Origin of the sequence: Halapricum salinum, assembly GCF_004799665.1 — an archaeon.
In the GTDB taxonomy this organism is placed as follows: domain Archaea; phylum Halobacteriota; class Halobacteria; order Halobacteriales; family Haloarculaceae; genus Halapricum; species Halapricum salinum.
Map to the genome: position 1 here is coordinate 1,443,310 of NZ_CP031310.1, position 17,429 is coordinate 1,460,738.

20 protein-coding genes are annotated in these 17,429 nt (G+C 64.9%); 8 read left to right on the plus strand and 12 right to left on the minus strand.

Going from position 1 to position 17,429, the window contains the following annotated elements:
• Nucleotides 1-67: 67 nt before the first annotated feature.
• On the minus strand, nucleotides 68-1,333 hold the full coding sequence (locus tag DV733_RS07280) for a rhodanese-like domain-containing protein (protein ID WP_049995385.1): 1,266 nt from the start codon (nucleotides 1,331-1,333) through the stop codon (nucleotides 68-70).
• Nucleotides 1,334-1,447: 114 nt separating this feature from the next.
• Nucleotides 1,448-2,107, minus strand: coding sequence for a helix-turn-helix domain-containing protein (locus DV733_RS07285; RefSeq protein ID WP_049995384.1), 660 nt, complete (start codon nucleotides 2,105-2,107; stop codon nucleotides 1,448-1,450).
• 115 nt (nucleotides 2,108-2,222) lie between these two features.
• Here DV733_RS07285 and DV733_RS07290 point away from each other — a divergent pair, with 115 nt between their 5' ends.
• The 3 genes from DV733_RS07290 to DV733_RS07300 are packed head-to-tail and all read left to right on the plus strand — an operon-like array spanning nucleotide 2,223 to nucleotide 4,148.
• Nucleotides 2,223-2,573 carry a hypothetical protein gene (locus DV733_RS07290; RefSeq protein ID WP_049995383.1) on the plus strand — a complete coding sequence of 117 codons (351 nt, stop codon included), beginning with the start codon at nucleotides 2,223-2,225 and terminating at the stop codon, nucleotides 2,571-2,573.
• 53 nt (nucleotides 2,574-2,626) lie between these two features.
• A complete protein-coding gene (gene hisI, locus DV733_RS07295) occupies nucleotides 2,627-3,001 on the plus strand; it encodes a phosphoribosyl-AMP cyclohydrolase (protein ID WP_049995382.1) in 375 nt (124 codons plus the stop codon).
• Complete coding sequence (locus DV733_RS07300; RefSeq protein WP_049995381.1) at nucleotides 2,994-4,148, plus strand: DUF7118 family protein; 1,155 nt, start codon at nucleotides 2,994-2,996, stop codon at nucleotides 4,146-4,148. The genes hisI and DV733_RS07300 overlap by 8 nt, the downstream gene beginning before the upstream one ends.
• 15 nt (nucleotides 4,149-4,163) lie before the next feature.
• Here DV733_RS07300 and glmM read toward each other — a convergent pair whose 3' ends face one another.
• The 3 genes from glmM to DV733_RS07315 all read right to left on the minus strand — a co-directional run bounded on the left by glmM (nucleotide 4,164) and on the right by DV733_RS07315 (nucleotide 6,412).
• Nucleotides 4,164-5,543, minus strand: a complete 1,380-nt coding sequence (glmM, locus tag DV733_RS07305) for a phosphoglucosamine mutase (protein ID WP_049995380.1) — start codon at nucleotides 5,541-5,543, stop codon at nucleotides 4,164-4,166.
• Between the two features lie 75 nt (nucleotides 5,544-5,618).
• Complete coding sequence (locus DV733_RS07310; protein ID WP_049995379.1) at nucleotides 5,619-6,131, minus strand: redoxin domain-containing protein; 513 nt, start codon at nucleotides 6,129-6,131, stop codon at nucleotides 5,619-5,621.
• Nucleotides 6,131-6,412, minus strand: coding sequence for a glutaredoxin family protein (locus DV733_RS07315; protein ID WP_049995378.1), 282 nt, complete (start codon nucleotides 6,410-6,412; stop codon nucleotides 6,131-6,133). The genes DV733_RS07310 and DV733_RS07315 overlap by 1 nt, the downstream gene beginning before the upstream one ends.
• Nucleotides 6,413-6,541: 129 nt before the next feature.
• On the opposite strand from DV733_RS07315, the gene DV733_RS07320 reads away from it, so the two are divergent.
• On the plus strand, nucleotides 6,542-7,978 hold the full coding sequence (locus DV733_RS07320; protein WP_079979570.1) for a hemolysin family protein: 1,437 nt from the start codon (nucleotides 6,542-6,544) through the stop codon (nucleotides 7,976-7,978).
• Between the two features lie 12 nt (nucleotides 7,979-7,990).
• Here the strand turns inward: DV733_RS07320 and DV733_RS07325 are convergent, their stop codons facing one another.
• On the minus strand, nucleotides 7,991-9,187 hold the full coding sequence (locus DV733_RS07325; protein ID WP_049995377.1) for an inorganic phosphate transporter: 1,197 nt from the start codon (nucleotides 9,185-9,187) through the stop codon (nucleotides 7,991-7,993).
• Between the two features lie 94 nt (nucleotides 9,188-9,281).
• Between DV733_RS07325 and DV733_RS17310 the strand changes: the two genes are divergently transcribed.
• Nucleotides 9,282-9,437: an FmdB family zinc ribbon protein gene (locus tag DV733_RS17310; RefSeq protein ID WP_170178696.1), complete on the plus strand. Its 156-nt coding sequence runs from the start codon at nucleotides 9,282-9,284 to the stop codon at nucleotides 9,435-9,437.
• Between the two features lie 10 nt (nucleotides 9,438-9,447).
• Here the strand turns inward: DV733_RS17310 and DV733_RS07330 are convergent, their stop codons facing one another.
• Complete coding sequence (locus tag DV733_RS07330; RefSeq protein WP_049995376.1) at nucleotides 9,448-10,140, minus strand: DUF5828 family protein; 693 nt, start codon at nucleotides 10,138-10,140, stop codon at nucleotides 9,448-9,450.
• A gap of 129 nt (nucleotides 10,141-10,269) precedes the next feature.
• Entirely contained in the window at nucleotides 10,270-10,863 is a 594-nt protein-coding gene (locus DV733_RS07335; protein WP_049995375.1) for a YajG family lipoprotein, read from the minus strand.
• A gap of 126 nt (nucleotides 10,864-10,989) precedes the next feature.
• Between DV733_RS07335 and DV733_RS07340 the strand changes: the two genes are divergently transcribed.
• Nucleotides 10,990-11,733: a type 1 glutamine amidotransferase domain-containing protein gene (locus DV733_RS07340; RefSeq protein WP_049995374.1), complete on the plus strand. Its 744-nt coding sequence runs from the start codon at nucleotides 10,990-10,992 to the stop codon at nucleotides 11,731-11,733.
• A gap of 57 nt (nucleotides 11,734-11,790) precedes the next feature.
• Nucleotides 11,791-12,465 (plus strand): uracil phosphoribosyltransferase, encoded by a 675-nt coding sequence (gene upp / locus DV733_RS07345; RefSeq protein ID WP_049995373.1) that lies wholly within the window; start codon nucleotides 11,791-11,793, stop codon nucleotides 12,463-12,465.
• A gap of 360 nt (nucleotides 12,466-12,825) precedes the next feature.
• On the opposite strand, the gene DV733_RS07350 is transcribed toward upp, so the two are convergent.
• From DV733_RS07350 to DV733_RS07360, 3 genes are read right to left on the minus strand one after another with little or no spacing between them, the layout of a single operon-like run.
• A complete protein-coding gene (locus DV733_RS07350) occupies nucleotides 12,826-13,428 on the minus strand; it encodes an IMPACT family protein (RefSeq protein ID WP_049995372.1) in 603 nt (200 codons plus the stop codon).
• Nucleotides 13,425-13,754, minus strand: a complete 330-nt coding sequence (locus DV733_RS07355; protein ID WP_049995371.1) for a 2Fe-2S iron-sulfur cluster-binding protein — start codon at nucleotides 13,752-13,754, stop codon at nucleotides 13,425-13,427. Before DV733_RS07355 ends, DV733_RS07350 begins: the two co-directional genes overlap by 4 nt.
• Nucleotides 13,751-14,254 carry an amino acid-binding protein gene (locus DV733_RS07360; protein WP_049995370.1) on the minus strand — a complete coding sequence of 168 codons (504 nt, stop codon included), beginning with the start codon at nucleotides 14,252-14,254 and terminating at the stop codon, nucleotides 13,751-13,753. Before DV733_RS07360 ends, DV733_RS07355 begins: the two co-directional genes overlap by 4 nt.
• Before the next feature lie 88 nt (nucleotides 14,255-14,342).
• Between DV733_RS07360 and DV733_RS07365 the strand changes: the two genes are divergently transcribed.
• On the plus strand, nucleotides 14,343-15,317 hold the full coding sequence (locus DV733_RS07365; protein WP_049995369.1) for an aldo/keto reductase: 975 nt from the start codon (nucleotides 14,343-14,345) through the stop codon (nucleotides 15,315-15,317).
• Between the two features lie 1,162 nt (nucleotides 15,318-16,479).
• Here the strand turns inward: DV733_RS07365 and DV733_RS07370 are convergent.
• Nucleotides 16,480-17,340 carry a sulfurtransferase gene (locus tag DV733_RS07370; RefSeq protein ID WP_049995305.1) on the minus strand — a complete coding sequence of 287 codons (861 nt, stop codon included), beginning with the start codon at nucleotides 17,338-17,340 and terminating at the stop codon, nucleotides 16,480-16,482.
• Nucleotides 17,341-17,429: the final 89 nt, after the last annotated feature.

Genomic DNA, 17,429 nt, shown 5'->3' on the forward strand with positions numbered 1-17,429 from the left:
TAGCGCGCCTCGCGAAAGAACAGTTCTTTCGATCGCCGTCGTGACGCGATTTCGTTCGACGCCGAATCTACGACCCGCAACCGAATCCGCCACCGCCGGTGTCGGCACCCATGTACTCGATGTCGTTTTTCTTGACCTGATTCGCGTCGAGCTGTGCGAGCTCGGTCAGTTCCTCGTTGAGCTCCGGATCGATCGAGACCTGCTCGGTCGCCGTGATCTCGCCTTCGGTCCGGCCCTCGATATCCGTTCGCCAGGTGTCGTTCGGCACCGGGTCCTGCTCGCCGTTGTACTGCTTCCACTGGAACTTCCAGGACCCGTCGTAGAGCGCGACGTCGTCGTACCCGAGGATGCCATCGAGCGCGAAGAACGCGAGCGTCCCCTTGAAGCCGCTGTGACACAGCGTGACGATCTGATCGCCGTCTTCGACGTCGTCGTAGCCGAAGACGTGGTCCTCGATCTCGCCGGCGGACTTCCACGGGACGGATTCGGTGAACATCCCGTCCGTGTAGCTCGCCGGCGGGTCGAGGACGCTGCCCGCGATCTTCGCGTCCTGGTCCGGGCCGCGAAGGTCGAGGATCGACGCGTCGCTCTCGCCGGCGTTCCTGGCGTCGACCAGCTGGATCATCTCGTTGAGGCCCTTCCGCAGCTCGTAGTTGGGCGTCTCGAAGTCCTCGACGGGATAGTTGCTCTCGGGGACCTCGGGCGTCTCGTAGACCAGCTTGTCCGCCTCCTCGTAGGCGGTCGGACCACCGTCCAGCACTTTCACCCGTTCGCGGGGGAAGCCCCAGTACCGGAGCGTCCAGTACGCCCGGGCGTTGTACATCGGAATGTCCCCGGAGAGCACGACCACAGTGTTCGGACCGACGCCCGCGCTCTGGATGACCTCGTCGATGACCGACCCGGACGGGACGAGCTTCTGGGCTTCGCCGAGGCCGTCGACGCGAGTCTCCGTGAGCGTGGCCGGCCCCTCGCTGTCCTCGGTAGACCACTTGACTGCACCGGGGACGTGCCCGCCATCGTAGTTGCTCGCGTCGACTCTGAGCACGACGGCGCGATCCTCGTAGACGTCGTCCGTGTTGACGATCCCGGCGTCCACCCACTCCTTCAGGGTCGCGGGCTGGATCAGCGCGCTCTCGGTGTCGGTCGGATCGGGTCGGTCGAGCGACGGTTCGGTCGTCTGTTGCGGTTCGGTCGTGGTCGTCGACGTCGTCGTGGTGTCCTGTGGGTCGGTGGTCGCGTCGCCATCGCCGCCGCCACCACAGCCAGCGATCGCGGCGACACCTGCAGCACTGGACAGCGCGAGGAACTTTCGACGGTCGAGCGTTCGTTCCATACCTGTAGAGAACGGCTCGGACGGGATTGACCTACCTCTGGATAAATTCAGGCTTTATATACTCCGGACGTCCGACTCCGAAGGTTCGAAGGAAGCGATCGCAAGAGAAACCGATCACTCGACGTTGTCCCAGCAATCACACTCGACAGAAAGCTGCCGGAGGACGTTCCCTTCCGCCCGTCGGAGACGCTGTGACAGCGCCGAGGTGGAGATACCGATCCGATCGGCCAGTTCGGCCAGCGACACGTCGGCGTCCGGGTCGTAATACCCCATCTCCTGGGCATGATAGACGGCCTCGCGCTGCTTTCGGGTGAGCGCGGAGATATCGACCGAGCAGTCCTCGTTGAACTCCGACCGCTCTGTCGAGACGATACTCTTGAGTGATACGTTGTCACAGATCGACTGGATATCGCTCACGAGATCGGCGACAGCCTGGGTGTCGGCGACGTAGGTCTCGACGACGAACGATCCCTCGTTGATCTCCCTGTAGCGCGGGAGACAGCCGTGTTTGCTGAACACCTTTCCGGGGCAGTGTTCACAGAGGTGGTTTTCGAAGTACTGGGTCGCGATCCCTTCGTCCGCTGGATCGCGCACCACTGCGTCGACGTTACAGGCCTCCTCGTCGAGGCGCACGTCGATCCCGATGACCTCACCGTCCATGTGGTCTAGCCGGCAAGGGCCGCCGCGCTCGATCTCCATGACGACCCGCATCTCCCGGTCTTCGACTGGCGGGTCTATCTGAGCGTTTTCCTTCCCGATCCGGTTGAGCGCCATGTTCGCTCTTTCGGGTTCGCCACTCAAATAGTTCGACTCGTTTCTCACCGAATGGAAACATCGACAGGGCGACTCGACCGAGATGTTTTCGTAGGCGACGCGAGAACGCCGGGGTATGAATCGCAACGGTATCCTCGCCGGCGTCGTCCTCGCGGCGCTGGCCGGCGGCGGGACGTACGCTCTCGGCGCGAATCTGCTCACTGTGGGTGCACTCGCGTTCGTCGCGGTCATCGCGGGCGTGCTGACCGTCGAGTTCCGTCATCAATTGCCGGGTCGTGGGACCAGTTCACGCGCTTCGTGGTGGAACAGCGGCTGGACGGCGACGACCATTCTGGCGGTGTTTTTCGGCGTCAACACGACGTTGCCACTCGCGCTGGACACGCGACTCGCCCTCCAGTTGCTCGTGCTCGGCGTCGGCTGGAACGGGCTCATGTTCGGGCTCGCGATCGCCGACGCCCAATCGTAGTCTCGACTTCTCGACGCAAAAGGCCTATGCGGGGCTGTGCCGACGGTAGTCATATGAGCGACGACGTCCCCGACCTCGCCTTCGACGAGACCGATCGCCTCCCCGCGATCGCACAGGACGCCGACTCGGGCGAGGTACTCATGCTCGCGTACGTCACGCCCGAGGCCGTCGAGCGGACTCGCGAGACCGGCCGAGCGCACTATTACTCCCGGAGCCGAGAGGAGCTGTGGGAGAAGGGCGCGACCAGCGGCCACGTCCAGCACGTCCGGGAGATCCGAGTCGACTGTGACGGCGACACCTTGCTGTACCTGGTCGACCAGGAGGGTGGGGCCTGTCACACCGGCTACGAGAGCTGTTTCTACCGGACGATCGACGGCGAGGTCGTCGGCGAGCAGGTGTTCGACCCCGAGGCCGTCTACGATGAGTAAGTCGGCTGCCGACAGCGAGGTCGAAGACCTCGTGCGGACCCTCCAGCGCCGCGCCAGCGCCTACGAGGAGGCCTGCGACCGCGTCGAAGAAGCCGGCGAGCAACGCCTGCAGCGCCTGCAGGAACACTACGAGGAAATCACGGGGTTGTTCAGCACGTACGAGTCCCGGATCGTCAGCGACGGCGAGGGAGAGGTCGACATGGAGGCGTTCATCGAGTACCAGGACGAACTGGCGCACTTCTTCGATCACCTGCCCGAGGACCTGCCCCACCGCGAGGACTTCGAGGCCGTCGACGAGATGATGCACGAGCGCTATCTCAAGACGACCGACTTCGAGGCCGCCCGCGATTCGCTCTCGGAGGTCGCGGCACTGGTCGAACGCCTCGACGAACGCGAGCGGACCCGCGAGCGACTTCGCGAGGTCCGCCGGGATATCGAACTCGAATTGAAGGAGATCGACGACCGGATCGACCACCACGAGCGACTGGTCGAACTCGGCGCGGCCGATCTGGACGCCCCGGTCGAGCAGTTGCGCGACCCCATCGAGACCTACGACGACGCCGTCTCGGCGGCCTTCGAGACGTTCACCAGCGAGTCCAGCACCCGCGAAGTGCTCGCGTTCGTCGAATCGACCGCCGCCTTCCCACTCGTCACGTATCGCCAGCCGCCCGCGGACCTCGCGGCGTACGTCGACTCGGCCGACGCCGGCGCGGAGACGATCTCGAAATTGCTCGAATACGCCGACTACTCGGCCTCGAAACTCGACCACTACGTCGACGACGCCCGCGAACTCAAGCGCAACGTCGCGACCCACCGCACCTACCTCAAACGGCTGGACGTCGACCCCTTGACGATCGGCTGGCCACCGCCGACCGCCGAGGCACTCCGCTTTCGCTGTCGCGAACTCCTCTCGGTCGTCGCCCGCTTCGACCCCGACGAGTCGGTGCTCGCGGCGCTTCGGACGGTTCGCGAAGCGACGCGACGCGAGGACTACGAACGGCTGCGCGACAGCGCCGTCGCTCGCGAGCGACTCGACGCCGACGAACGAGAACGCCTCAAAAACGGTGAGGTCGAGCGGGAACTACAGGACCTTCGCGAGCGGCGCGACCGCCTCGCCGAGGCGCTCGAAGAACACGATCCGGTCTGAGCTGCCGCTCCAGTATTATCGCGTCGCCTCGGCCGCGGCCGTGACGGACTCTTCCATCAGCGCGGCGAGTTCTTCGGCTCGCTCGCGACTGCGGGCCTCGGCGTAGACCCTGATGAGGGGTTCGGTCCCGCTGGGGCGGGCCAGCACCCAGCCGTCGTCGAACTCCAGGCGGTAGCCGTCGGTGGTGTTCAGCCCGGCCTCTGACTCGTGAGCGACGGTCTCGATGGCGTCGATCATCGCCGCGCGCTCGGCTTCGTCGTCGTAGGTGACGTTCACCCGAACGTTGTAGTAGTCGTCGAATAGGGCGGCGACCTCGCTGGCGGACCGGTCGACGAGTAACTCACAGAACCGCGCCGCGGTGTAGGCCCCGTCCCGGATCGCCCGGTACTCGGGGAAGATGATCCCGCCGTTGCCCTCGCCAGCGATGGGGACGTCCGTCCCCTCGCGCTGCAGGTCCCTGATCTTGGTCACGATGTGACTGGACCCGATCTGGGTGAGGTAGATCTCCGCGCCGGCTCGCCCCGCGACGTCGACCAGCCGCTGGGAGGTACTGACAGCCGAGACGACGCCGTCGTTGACGTCGAGTTCGGCCGCCGCCAGCGCCGCCAGCGCCGCGTCGCCCTCGATGAACTCACCCTTCTCGTCGACGAAGATCGCCCGATCGGCGTCGCCGTCGTGGGCGATTCCCAGGTCGGCCTCGCTGGTCTCGACCAGCCGCTGCAGATCGCCGAGGTTGTCCGCGACGGGCTCGGGTTTCCGGCCGGGGAAGTGACCGTCGGGCTGGGCGTTGATCGTCAGGACGTGACAGCCCAGCCGCCGGAAGAACTCCGGACTCGTGAGCGAGCCTGCACCGTGGCCGGGGTCGATCGCGACAGTGAGATCGGCGGCGGCGATGGTCTCCCGGTCGACGCTGTCGAGGAGCTGCTGGACGTAGTCCTCGCGCGCGCCGTCGACCGTCCGGGACTGGCCGATCTCGTTCCACTCACCACGTTCGAATCGCTCGCCGAGCAGGCGCTGTTCGACCCGTTCGAGCTGGTCGACCGAGAGTTCGATCCCGTCGGGACCGACGAGCTTGATCCCGTTGTGCTGTGGCGGGTTGTGCGAGGCCGTCACGACGAGTGCGGGGATAGACTCGTCGTCGGCGTAGGCCTGCGCGCCCGGGGTGGGGATCGTCCCGAGGTAGTCGACGTCGAGGCCCACACTCGCGAGGCCGCTCTGTGCGGCGTCGGCGATCATCCCGCCACTGGTGCGGGTGTCGTGAGCGACCGCGACCCGCGTCGGGCCGTACTCGCTTCGCCAGACTGATCCGGCCGCCATCGCGACCTGCAGCGCGTACTCGGGGGTCAACGTCTCGTTGACGACCCCGCGAACACCGCTGGACCCGAATACCTTCATCTGGTCGGTGCTCGAACGCGCGGGAGCATTAGGATTCCGGAGTGCTACCGATCACTATCGAGACCGACTCGCGATTCAAATGTCCCGCGCCGCCGCTTCCAGCTCGTCGTAGTCCGGGAATGCGGGCCACTCGCCGGCCACCCAGGCGTACTCGATCGTGCGATCGGTGTCGACGACGAATGCCGCCGGTCGCGGTTCGGCGACCCCTTCCATCCCGTCGAGGTCGTGGGCGATGCCGAACTGCTCGGCGACGCCGTTGCCGGGGTCGGAGTAGAGCCGATACTCGCCGCCGAGGTCGCGCTCTTCGATCAGGCGCTTGTGGGCGTAGGGCGTCGCGATCGAGCAGCCGACGACCTGACAGTCGCCCCACTCCCGGCCCGGAAGCTCCTTCCAGACGTACGTCGCCGGGAACGATCCCGCCATGGGATGGAAGACCAGGACGACCGGCCTCTCTTCGAGCAGATCCGAGAGCGCGACGCCCTCCCAGTACTCGCTGTTCACGAGCGGGCGCGTGAACTCGGGTACGGTGTCGCCCGCCTCGACGTGGTCGGTCGATCCGAGGTCGACGACGTCGAATCCGAGGTCCATCAGTCGTCACCCCCTGCCTGTGCGCCGTCGCCGTACGTCGACTGGATGTACTCGACGATGGCGGCGCTCTCGGACATCGTCACACCCGTGTTCTCGTCGACGATCGCTGGCACTGTTCGCTTGCCTGTGAGGCGCTTGACGACGTTCCGGTCGGAGTGCATCGGCTCGACGAATCGCGAGCGATAGTCGAGGCCAAGGTCGTCCAGTGTTCGGACGACCCGTTCACAGAACGGACACGCCTGGAGCCGATACAGCGTGATCGAGGGATTCGAGGATGGCATCGACGGTCGTTGGAGTCGCGGGCGGCTAAGTGTGTCGCCGAAATACGGCTATCGTTCGTCACAGACTGACCGTCTGCCCGGTCTGCGCACAAAAGAGTTAATTTTACCCCACTGGAACAACCGGTGTTGATGGGTATACCTGTGCTCTCGATAGCGTCACTGGCCGTTCCGGACGTGGGGTTAGGCGTCGCCTCGACTGCGGCGGCCGAGACGGTGCTCTACACCGTCCCGTTCGTCGGCGTCGAGGTCAACCGGGCGACGGTCGCGATCCTCGGGACAGTCACGATCCTCGTGCTCATCGGATTATCGGCGTTTTTCTCCTCCTCGGAGATCGCCATGTTCTCGCTGGCGAAACACCGCGTCGAGTCGATGGTCGAGGAAGGACGGCCCGGCGCTCGGCGGATCAAACACCTCAAAGACGATCCCCACCGGCTGCTGGTGACGATCCTCGTCGGCAACAACCTCGTCAATATCGCGATGTCCTCGATCGCGACGGGGCTGTTCGGGCTGTATCTCAGCCAGGGCCAGGCCGTCATCGCGGCGACATTCGGGATCACCGCGCTCGTCCTCCTCTTCGGGGAGAGCGCGCCCAAGTCCTACGCGGTCGAGAACACCGAGTCGTGGGCGCTGTCGATCGCCCGGCCGCTGCAGTGGTCCGAGAAACTCCTGTTGCCGCTGATCGTCCTGTTCGATTACCTGACACGGATCGTCAACAAGGTGACCGGTGGCCGCTCGGCCATCGAGAGCACCTACGTCACGCGCGACGAGATCCGCAACATGATCAAGACCGGCGAGCGCGAGGGCGTCCTCGACGAGGAGGAACGCGAGATGCTCCAGCGCACCCTCCGGTTCAACAAGACCATCGCCAAGGAGGTCATGACGCCGCGCCTGGACATGACCGCCGTCTCGAAAGACGCCGACATCGCGGAAGCCATCGAGACGTGTATCCAGAGCGGGCACGCCCGTCTGCCAGTCTACGAGAGTAGTCTGGACAACATCATCGGCGTCGTCCACATCCGCGACCTCGTGCGTGATCTCAACTACGGCGAGAACGAGGAACTCGAACTCGAAGACCTGATCGAGCCGACGCTACACGTTCCCGAGAGCAAGAACGTCGACGAACTGCTCGCGGAGATGCGCGAGAACCGCATGCACATGGTGATCGTCATCGACGAGTTCGGGACGACCGAGGGGCTCGTGACGATGGAAGACCTGACCGAGGAGATCGTCGGCGAGATCCTGGAGGGCGGCGAGGAAGAGCCGATCGAGTTCCTCGACGAGGACACCGCCTCGGTCAAAGGCGAGGTCAACATCGAAGAGGTCAACGAGGCCCTTGGGATCGACATCCCCGAGGGCGAGGAGTTCGAGACGCTCGCCGGCTTCATCTTCAACCGGGTCGGCCGGCTGGTCGAGGAGGGCGAAGTCATCGAGTACGACGACGTCGAGATCCGGGTCGAACAGGTCGAGAACACCCGTATCATGAAGGCCCGGATCACGCGCCTCCACGAGGACGAAGACGAACCGGAGACGCTCGACACAGAAGAGCAAGATGCGACGACGGAATGACCCGTCGGCGGATCATCCCAGAACTGTCGTCCAGACCGTGAACAGTCCGTAGCCCAGTCCCAGCGCGATCGCCAGCGAGGCGATCCACGCCAGCACCGTCTTGCCCATCTTCTCGCCGCTGACTTCCCCATCGCCAGCGGCCGCGCCGCTCCCGATGATCGCACTGACGATGATCTCGTTGAACGAGACGGGAATCCCCAGGAAGACGGCCGTCTGGGCGATGGCGAAACTGGGGATGAGCGCGGCGATCGACCGCCGGGGGCCGAGCGAGGAGTAGTCCTGGGCCAGCGCCTTGATCATCCGCGGTGCGCCCGTCCACGAGCCCGCGAGCAGACCGATCCCGCCGAAGACGAGCACGAGTTCCAGCGCGACTTCGACGCCCGTGTCGGGGCCGAGCAGTGGCAAGAGGGGGCCGATCGCCAGTCCGACCTGACTGCCGCCGGCCGAGAAGGCGACCAGTCCGCCGAGCGCGAGCAGGAAGTGTCGCTGCCCTGCGTCGGGATCGCCGCTGAGGTCGTAGTAGAGCAGTCCGGCGACCAGTGTCGCGAGAACGAGTGAGACGCCGAGCTGGCCGGCGATCCCCGGCGATCCCACGGCTCCGGCGATCTCGGCGGCGATCGAGGCCTGCTCGCCGGGATCTCCCAGCAGAACGAACCGGACGTTCGCCAGCAACAGGCCGACGAGCCCCGCGAGCACGGGGACCGCGACGGTCTCGGGGACGCGTTCGTCCCGAAGGGTCTTTGCGACGCCGTAGGCGATCCCGCCGCCCACGAACGGGACGGCGACCCACAGGGCGACGATCTCCTGGTACTTCGCCCAGGCGGGCGCGCCACCGGCTGCCAGCCCGACGCCGACGACCGCGCCCGTGACGGTGAACGCAGTCGCGATCGGATAGCCGGCGAAGACGCCGATGGCGACCAGCCCGGCCGCCAGCAAGAGCGCGAGCGTCGCGCCCACTGGCGAGAGCGTGACGCCGCCGGCGATGAGTTCCTGACCGACGGCTTCCGAGACGTTCGCGCCCTGGAGGACCGCGCCCGCGAATCCGAGAATCCCGACCAGAAAGCCGGCCCGCATGACCGAAATCGCGTTCGCCCCCACGGCTGGGGCGAAGGGTGTCGACCCAGAGGAGCCCGCGCCGATCGCCCACGCCATGAACAGACTCGCCAGTGCTGCGACGAGCAGCGTCGCCAGCAGCGTCGCCTCAACCATCTGCTCGACTCTTGTGTGTGGGTGGTGAATAGCCTACCGACTGGCAGCCATACTTTTTTATTCGAACACAACTACTGAAACAACTGGGGGAGATATGGGAATCATTCAGGGGATTCGACGCCATCTCAGGGGGTCGGACGACGCCGAGGGCGAGTACGAGTGTCGCAACTGCGGGGCACGCTACGAGCGACGGCGACAGGTCTGTCCGGCGTGTGAGAGCTATCGGATCGAACGGAGCGAATGGCGGTGATCGCGGCCCGTCAATTGGTCTTGGCGTCGGCGTCGCCGTTGGTCGGTTCGGGGGCTTCGACGCCTTCCGCGGCCTCGGGCACGTCGGTCTCTTTCTCGGTGTCGATGTGCCAGCGCTCGACCGACTGTTCGTAGTCGGCGAGTTTGTTCGAGACTTTGATCTTGAGGTCGTCGTCGTTGACGTTGACCTCGAAGACGTACTCGGGGTCCTCGCCGTCGACGCGCTTGAGATTCGCGCTGACAAGTTCGTTGTCGAAGTAGTAGGGCGCGATCTGGGTCATCACGTTCTTGTAGACCGTGTCTTCGACCTTCCGGATGGCCTTCCGACCCGCCGAGTCTGCTGCGCGGGCGACGTAGTCGATCGATTCGCCCCACTTGTCGACGGCCTCGTCGGGTTCGTCTAACTTCTCGTAGGACTCGGCGAGTTTCTCACCTGCTTTCTGGAGGTCCTCGTCGGGATCCTTCCCCTTCTTTTCGCCCTCGCCCTCTTCGACGCTGGCCTGTTCGGCCGTCTTCTCGTTGACGTCCTCGTCCAGCCGTTCGTGGCTCTTTGGTCGCCACTCGTCGAACTCTTCGAGGGCTTGCTCGTCGACGTCGTCTTCGATCTCCTTCAGCGCTCGCGTGATTCGCTCGCCGTGTTCGACGGTATCGGCCCAGCCACCCTGGCGTTTGAATCCGGAGACGCTCTCTTCCATCTCAGACATAGTGATTCGATCGTCGGTCGCTCGTCTCGGCGCGGCTACGCCGTGAAACGTCCATCGTGGAACGACTGTTGGGCGTCAGTGACGTTAAGCGTTTCCGCCGTTCGCGGTCTCAAGTCGGATTTGGGATCATCACTCTGAACCGTGGTCGCTGACCGTCAGGTCGGCGTCACAGGCGACGAGCGTCGACATCGTCTCCCTCTCGAACTCCCCGCCGCGACTGATCGAAATCGTCGTCCCGTAACTGTTGCACGTATCGAACACGCCTTCGTCGATCGTCTCGACGGTCTCGATCCCTTCCGCGGGGACGGCGACCCGGATCTCGTAGTCTGTGGGTGATCGGAGCTCGCCCCGCAGTTCACTCGAGACGTCGAACGTCTTCTCGACCAGTACTGCTTCCGCCTGGGTGTCGGTAATCTCCAGGCGAACCGTCCGCTCGTCGGGGCCGTCGTTGTCGATAGCCAGCCCCATCGGGTTGAACTCGCCGACGCGTTCGCCGACCGCGAACGCGCCGTCTCTCGTCTCTCGGGGACCGTCTGCGGGCGTCTCTCGATCGCCGGATCCGGGTGGTGGATCGGTCCGGGGCTGCTCGGTCGTCGTTTCGTCGATCGACGGTGGCGTCGCTGGCGTCACGTCGTCGTCGGTTTCGGGTACCGATCCTTCCGTCGCACAGCCTGCGAGCGCGAGACTCGCTCCGACCGCCGCGACGAAGCGTCGTCGGTTCATACCATCCTGTAGACAGAACGTCCCCATAAGTCTCCAGAATACTCAAACGTCCGTTTCACACTCCAGTTCTTCCTGTCACGCGTCGGGCCCGGCAGTATTTCGGGCTCGCGCCCCTACGTTCAGGTGATGTCATCCGCACTGTTCATCGTCAGCGAACACGGCTACTGGGGCGAGGAGTGTATCGAACCGCTCACGACGCTCGACGACGCCGGCGTCGACGTGACTGTCGCGACGCCGTCGGGCGGTCCCGCGGTGCTGGACGAACGCTCGATCGACCCCGAAGAGGTCGACGAGGAGACCGCCGCGATGGTCGAGGAGGTCCACGAGACCGACGACCGTCTGAACGACCCCGAGCCGCTGGCCGCCGTCGACCCGAGCGAGTTCGATGCGGTCGTCTTCCCCGGCGGCCACGGGACCGAGTGGGACGTCAACCAGGATCGACACGCCCGCGCCGCGCTGCGGGAGGCCGTCGACGGCGACGACGGCAAAGCGATGGTCGTCTGTCACGCCGTCGGGATTCTGGCCTGGACCAGGGATAGCGAGGCGCTACGGGCCTCGGAAGACGCGAGCGGTGACGAACCGCGAGCGAGCGACGGCGAGTTCCTGGTCGCGGGCCGCTCGGTCACAGGCTTTCCCAACGAGTGGGAGGAAGGGATCGTCGACGAGTACGATCGGATGCCCGACGGCCGGAAGTTGCCCTACTGGGTCGAAGACGAAGTGAAAGCCGCCGGTGCGGAGTGGGACGCCGAACTCGATTCGGAGACGAGCGTTACCGTCGACGGCGATCTGGTGACCGGCCGGGGACCGCCCTCGTCTGCTCGTGCGGCCCGGACGCTGCTCGCGGAGCTGGGTGTCGAGTACGAGGGTTGAGGACTTCTTCGGCGGCGTCTCGTCAGCTATTTGCCCGTCCCGCCGGGACTGGCTGGTATGACCATCGAGGATCGCGGAGAGGCTAAACTCCTCACCCACGCGCTGGCCCGGCACACCCTGACCGACCTCCGCAGCGTCGAGACCGAACAGGTCGCCTTCCGGAAAGGGCTCGTGAAACTGGGCCGGATCTGTGGCTACGAGATCATCGACGGCATCATGGAGACCGCCTACGAGACCGTCCAGACGCCCCTGACCGAGACCACCGGCGAGCGCGTCGTCGGCATGGACGACGTCGTCATCATCAACGTCCTCCGGGCCGCCACGCCCTTCGTCGAGGGCCTGTTGAAAGCGTTCCCCCGCGCCCGCCAGGGCGTGATCTCGGCGAGCCGTGACGAGGAGGGTGGCATGGACGAAGAGGGCGCGTTCGACATCGAGGTCGACTACGTCAAGCTGCCGGAGATCACGCCCGAAGACACCGTCATCATCGCCGATCCCATGCTCGCGACCGGCTCGACGATGGCGACCGTCCTGGAGTACGTCCGGGAGATGGGCGATCCCGCGCGGTTGCTGGTGCTTTCGGCCGTGAGCGCGCCCGAGGGGATCGTCCGCCTGGACGAGCAGTTCCCCGACGTGGACGTCCTTACTGTCGCCATCGACGACCATCTGGACGACGATGGATATATCGTTCCTGGGCTGGGCGACGCCGGTGATCGGGCGTTTCGGACTACCTAGGCGATTTACCTTCTGCTGGCACTTCGTGAATGGCGCGTGCTGTCGGGGGCTTTCTACGACTGCTCCGCCGAGAACAGCCAGAAAGCCCCTGGTTTCTCGGGTCGAGGGCACCGAAAGACTCGCTTCGCTCGTCTTTCGTACTCACGCTCGCGTTGCTCGCGTGAGCTTCGCTGCGCTCCAGTGGGTGCTTGCCGCAGCCGTCTTCCCCGAGAAACCAGCCCCTTTCAGTCCACCCGAAGCACAGCACCGAAGCCACACCCTCCCCAGCCGATTCGCTCAGTCGCTCCGCTCCCTCGCTCATCCCTCGCACGGCATCGGCTCACCACGAGGGTTCGCCAGCGCGCGCCACCACCCAGAATCTCAGATATCAGAAATATCGGCACGACCGCTCGTCGCACTCCGAATCCGATCACGCAGTTGCGTAGCGTCGGCCTCGGGCACGCGAACCTCGAACTCGACCACTTCCTCGTACTCCGCGTCGAACTCGACGTCTTCGCTCTCCAGAATTCCCCGGACGGTCCCGCTGTCGTCGTATTGGGTCTCGATCCCGAAACGTTCGTGGGGGCGTTCGGTGACGACACCGGCGTCGTCGACGGCCTCCTTGACGGCCTGTGAGTACGAGCGTGCGAGCCCGCCGACACCGAGGTTCGTTCCGCCGTAGTAACGTGTCACGACGGCGACGACGTTCTCGATCTCGCGCTGCTGGAGGACGTTCAGCGCGGGCTTGCCCGAACTCCCCGAGGGCTCGCCGTCGTCGCTGGCGTATTCACGAAGGGGGTCGGCCCGCACCCGGTAGGCGGGAACGTTGTGGGTCGCGTCGGCGTACTCCGATTCGATCGCGTCGACGAACGCTTCAGCGGCCTCCACTGTCGCGGCAGGGGCGACGTGACCGATGAACTCCGAGCCCCGGACTTCGAACCGGATCTGCCCGCGGCCGGCGACGGTGCGGTAGGTGTCGGTCACTCCCGGTCACCCCACACGCGCTTGTCGGGAATCACGACCGTACAGTCCTCGGTGAGTTCGAGCTGGCACGAGAGTCGGGGATACCCGAAGCGATCGGCCAGCCGGTCGTGCCAGTGCTCGGGAGCGGGGTCGTCAGTCTCGAAGCGGACGCCACAGGTCGCACACAGCCCTCGGCCGCCGCAGTTGGCTCGCCGAGCGTAGCGACCGTGGGGCGAGAGACCGCGTTCGAGCAGGACCTCCCGGAGGATCGAGCCGCGAGGCGCGTCGAGCACGTGGGTCTCACCAGTCGCCGCGACGCGGACCTGGAGAGAGACGGCCTCGGTCATTCGAGTTCGATCTTGCGGACGAACGCCATCGCCCGGATCTCGTTGATCAGGTCGCCCGGCAGTTCCTCGGCGGTGATGACGTAGAGCTTGGCCTCGTCGGAAAATTCGGGATCGTCGCTGATGACCTGCCGGATCGTGATCCCGTGGTCGGCGATGGATTGGGTGACCCTGGCGACGATCCCCGAGGCTTCGGCGTCGTCGACCGTCACCGTGAGCACCGTGAGATCCAGCACTGGCGCGAGATCCATCAGGCTCGGGATGGCCGAGATGTTCTGGAAGATCCGCCGCAACTCGGGGTCGTCGAGGATCGCGTCGGTGGTGGCGTCGACGACTCGTCGGTCGACGTCGATCTCGCGGGCGATCCCGGTGTTGGGGATCTCGATCCCGCCCGAGACCACCCGACCCTCGTCGCTGACGGAGAAGCCCCGTTCGAGCAGCAGGCGGATCACCTGCTGCTGGCTCGGGCTGTCGGCGAACTTCTCCATGATTTCGTCGAACATGCCGAAACAGGCGACGGCCAGGGACTTTAGTGGCCCGCCTGGGCGTCGCCCCCAACGCTCATTCGGCCCCCACGCCAACCCTCGCGGCATGGAGTACACGACCCTCGGCAGCACGGGCATGACTGTGAGCAAGATCTGTCTCGGGTGCATGAGCTTCGGCACTGGCGAATCCTGGATGCTCGACGGCCAGGAAGCCGAGGCCCTCATCGAACGCGCGATCGACCTCGGTGTGAACTTCTTCGACACCGCCAACGTCTACTCCAATGGCGAGAGCGAGGCGATTCTGGGGAACGTCTTGAGCGAGTACGACCGCGACGAACAGGTCGTCGCCACGAAGGTCCGGTTTTCCTACGGTGACGCACACGTCAACGCCGACGGCCTCTCGCGCAAGACCATCGAGCAGGAACTCGAACACTCCCTGGACCGGCTCGGCCTGGACACCGTCGACCTCTATCAGACCCACCGGGTCGACCCCGAGACACCGATCGAAACCACCCTGCGCGCGCTCGACGATGTCGTCTCCCGCGGGAAAGTCCGCCACGTCGGGACGTCTTCGATGTGGGCCCACCAGCTGGCCGAGCGCCTCCATACTGCAAAGCGACTCGACCTCCCGCGATTCGAGACCATGCAGAACCACTACCACCCAGCCTATCGCGAGGACGAACGCGATCTGCTGCCGATCTGCGACCGCGAGAACATGGGCGTCATCCCGTGGGGACCGCTCGGCCAGGGCTTTCTCGCCCGGCCGTTCGACCAGCTGACGGCCACGGAACGGGGCGATCCCGAGAACTACCACAACCCCTCACGGGAGTACGTCGAGGGCGGCGGCGAGGAGATCAATTCGCGGGTGCAAGAACTCGCCACAGAGAAGGGCGTCACGATGGCCCAGATCGCACTCGCCTGGCAGTTCGAAAACGACCACGTCACCGCTCCCATCGTCGGCACCACGAGTATCGAACACCTCGAAGAAGCCGTCGAGGCACTCGAGATCGACCTCACCGACTCGGAGATGGATTACCTCGAAGCCCCCTACGAACCCCAGCCCGTGATGGCGATCGAGTAAGCACTCTCGTGGGGCGAGCACGTCCAGAAACTCTCCACGATCTCGGCCGTTCCACTCGAAGCGAAGGAGTCTGACCATCCATACTGTCGAAAATCGACGACTGATTTCGACGATCGCCAACTCCGCCGTGTGTGCATGGCTACCAAATAACCACGAACAATTATTATGGATGCCGACTAACGTCTTCGTGTATGGCGACACGCCAGCAATCCCAGACGGGGTATCACACGTGCACATGCGGTGAAGAGTTCGAGAGCACGGACGATCTCCTCGAACACGCCCGAGAGTCGCACGGGCTCGGCGTATACTGACGCTGGCGGTTCCGATTTTTTGGTGTGCGGTCACTGGTCGTGAGTGACTTCGCTGTTCTGGATTCGTTTGGGAGTTGGCGCGCGCCGAGCGACGCGAGGGCGACCATCGGAAGCCCTCGAAGCGGAACGGCGAGTGTAGCGAGCCGTGGAGCGACCGCGGTGTCGCGAGCAAGCGCGAGGGACGAACGACGAACGGAGTGAGGGAGTGAGTCGGTTGGGGAGGGTGTGGTGCTGTCGTTGTGTGGTGGGTGGGACTGAGCCGAACGAAGTGAGGCGAGGGTCGAAAGACGAGCGTAGCGAGTCTTTCGGGACTGAAAGGGGCCGGGCGCTGGCGCTTGCCTGCTCGTCTCAGCGGCCTCTATTCGAGCGAACGAAGTGAGCGAGAATATGCCGCTGATCGAGCGCCAGCGTCCGGGGGCTTTCTGTGACGTCTCGTCTGCGCACACCCAGAAAGCCCCCGGACGCTGGAGTCGAGCGACTCGCTGCGGTCCTCACTGCGTTGCGGTCCTTGCGTCGTCGGTCTTCCTCCAGCGCCCGGCCCCTTTCAGTCCCACCCGAATTCGCCCACACCCACCCCAGCCGATTCAACCGCTCCCTGCGGTCGCGGTCTCATCCCTCGCACGAAAATTGCTCGCGATGAAACGCGAGCCAGCGCGCGCCAAACTGTCCCAAATCAACGTAGCCACTCGCGAGCAGTACGACACGCCAAAAAACGAATGGCGATAGTTAGAACGACTTACTCGCCTTTCTCCGCGGGTCGCTACGCTCGCGGCTACGCCGCTCGCATTCGAGACCTTCACTTCGCTCAGGTCTCGCTCTCCCCGCTTCGATTCGACGAAGCTTCGCTCCGCTCAGCTTCCGTCGCCCTTCTCGATCGGCACACCAACCAGATTGCCCCACTCGGTCCAGGAGCCGTCGTAGTTGATGGTGTCCTCGTAGCCCAGCAGCTCGTGCAGGGCGAACCAGGCGACCGAGGATCGCTCGCCGATCCGGCAGTAGGCGACGGTCGTGCCTTCGCCGTCGATGCCGTGCTCGGCGTAGAGCGCTTCGAGTTCCTCGGGCGTCTTGAACGTGCCGTCGTCGTTCGTGACTGCGGCCCAGGAGATGTTCTTCGCGCCGGGGATGTGGCCGCCGCGCTGGGCGGTCTCCTGCAGGCCCGGGGGCGCGAGGATCTCGCCGGAGTACTCTTCGGGCGAGCGAACGTCGACCAGCGGCAGGCCGCGGTCGATCGCGTTTTCGACGTCCTCTCGGTAGGCACGAATACTCTCGCGCGGGCCGGAGGCCTCGTAGTCGACGGCCGAGAAGTTCGGCTCCTCGTCGGTCGTCGGGTAGTCGTTCTCGATCCAGTACTCACGGCCGCCGTCGAGCAGCTTCACGTCGTCGTGACCGTAGTACTTGAACTGCCAGTAGGTGTAGGCCGCGAACCAGTTGGAGTTGTCACCGTACAGGACCACGGTCGAATCCTCGCTGATCCCGTGGGACCCGAGCAGGTCCTCGAAGTCCGCCTTGGTCAGGATGTCTCGTGTGGTCTGATCCTGGAGCTGTGTCTCCCAGTTGAAGCCGATCGCACCGGGCGCGTGGGCCTCGTCGTAGGCCTCGGTGTCGACGTCGACCTCCACCAGTCGGTAGTCAGAATCGTCACTCTGGAACGCGTCGAGGTTGTCCTCGACCCAATCCGCCGAAACGAGAACGTCTTTTGCGTAGTCGCTCATTGCATCCCTCACTACACACACCACCCATAAAGGCCCTCCACTCCGGGCATGTTCCGCCACTCATTCGCCGTGGCGGCAGATATTGCCGC

Excerpts from the sequence above, each read along its gene's own strand:
- glmM (WP_049995380.1), bottom strand. The coding sequence starts at position 5,543 with ATGAAGGTATTCGGGTCCAGCGGTGTTCGCGGGGTCGTCAACGAGACG.
- DV733_RS07290 (WP_049995383.1), top strand. The coding sequence starts at position 2,223 with ATGAATCGCAACGGTATCCTCGCCGGCGTCGTCCTCGCGGCGCTGGCC.
- DV733_RS07340 (WP_049995374.1), top strand. The coding sequence starts at position 10,990 with ATGTCATCCGCACTGTTCATCGTCAGCGAACACGGCTACTGGGGCGAG.
- upp (WP_049995373.1), top strand. The coding sequence starts at position 11,791 with ATGACCATCGAGGATCGCGGAGAGGCTAAACTCCTCACCCACGCGCTG.
- DV733_RS07315 (WP_049995378.1), bottom strand. The coding sequence starts at position 6,412 with ATGCCATCCTCGAATCCCTCGATCACGCTGTATCGGCTCCAGGCGTGT.
- DV733_RS07300 (WP_049995381.1), top strand. The coding sequence starts at position 2,994 with ATGAGTAAGTCGGCTGCCGACAGCGAGGTCGAAGACCTCGTGCGGACC.
- DV733_RS07360 (WP_049995370.1), bottom strand. The coding sequence starts at position 14,254 with ATGTTCGACGAAATCATGGAGAAGTTCGCCGACAGCCCGAGCCAGCAG.
- DV733_RS07370 (WP_049995305.1), bottom strand. The coding sequence starts at position 17,340 with ATGAGCGACTACGCAAAAGACGTTCTCGTTTCGGCGGATTGGGTCGAG.
- DV733_RS07355 (WP_049995371.1), bottom strand. The coding sequence starts at position 13,754 with ATGACCGAGGCCGTCTCTCTCCAGGTCCGCGTCGCGGCGACTGGTGAG.
- DV733_RS07285 (WP_049995384.1), bottom strand. The coding sequence starts at position 2,107 with ATGGCGCTCAACCGGATCGGGAAGGAAAACGCTCAGATAGACCCGCCA.
- DV733_RS07310 (WP_049995379.1), bottom strand. The coding sequence starts at position 6,131 with ATGGACCTCGGATTCGACGTCGTCGACCTCGGATCGACCGACCACGTC.
- DV733_RS07280 (WP_049995385.1), bottom strand. The coding sequence starts at position 1,333 with ATGGAACGAACGCTCGACCGTCGAAAGTTCCTCGCGCTGTCCAGTGCT.
- DV733_RS07335 (WP_049995375.1), bottom strand. The coding sequence starts at position 10,863 with ATGAACCGACGACGCTTCGTCGCGGCGGTCGGAGCGAGTCTCGCGCTC.
- hisI (WP_049995382.1), top strand. The coding sequence starts at position 2,627 with ATGAGCGACGACGTCCCCGACCTCGCCTTCGACGAGACCGATCGCCTC.
- DV733_RS07330 (WP_049995376.1), bottom strand. The coding sequence starts at position 10,140 with ATGTCTGAGATGGAAGAGAGCGTCTCCGGATTCAAACGCCAGGGTGGC.
- DV733_RS17310 (WP_170178696.1), top strand. The coding sequence starts at position 9,282 with ATGGGAATCATTCAGGGGATTCGACGCCATCTCAGGGGGTCGGACGAC.
- DV733_RS07325 (WP_049995377.1), bottom strand. The coding sequence starts at position 9,187 with ATGGTTGAGGCGACGCTGCTGGCGACGCTGCTCGTCGCAGCACTGGCG.
- DV733_RS07365 (WP_049995369.1), top strand. The coding sequence starts at position 14,343 with ATGGAGTACACGACCCTCGGCAGCACGGGCATGACTGTGAGCAAGATC.
- DV733_RS07320 (WP_079979570.1), top strand. The coding sequence starts at position 6,542 with ATGGGTATACCTGTGCTCTCGATAGCGTCACTGGCCGTTCCGGACGTG.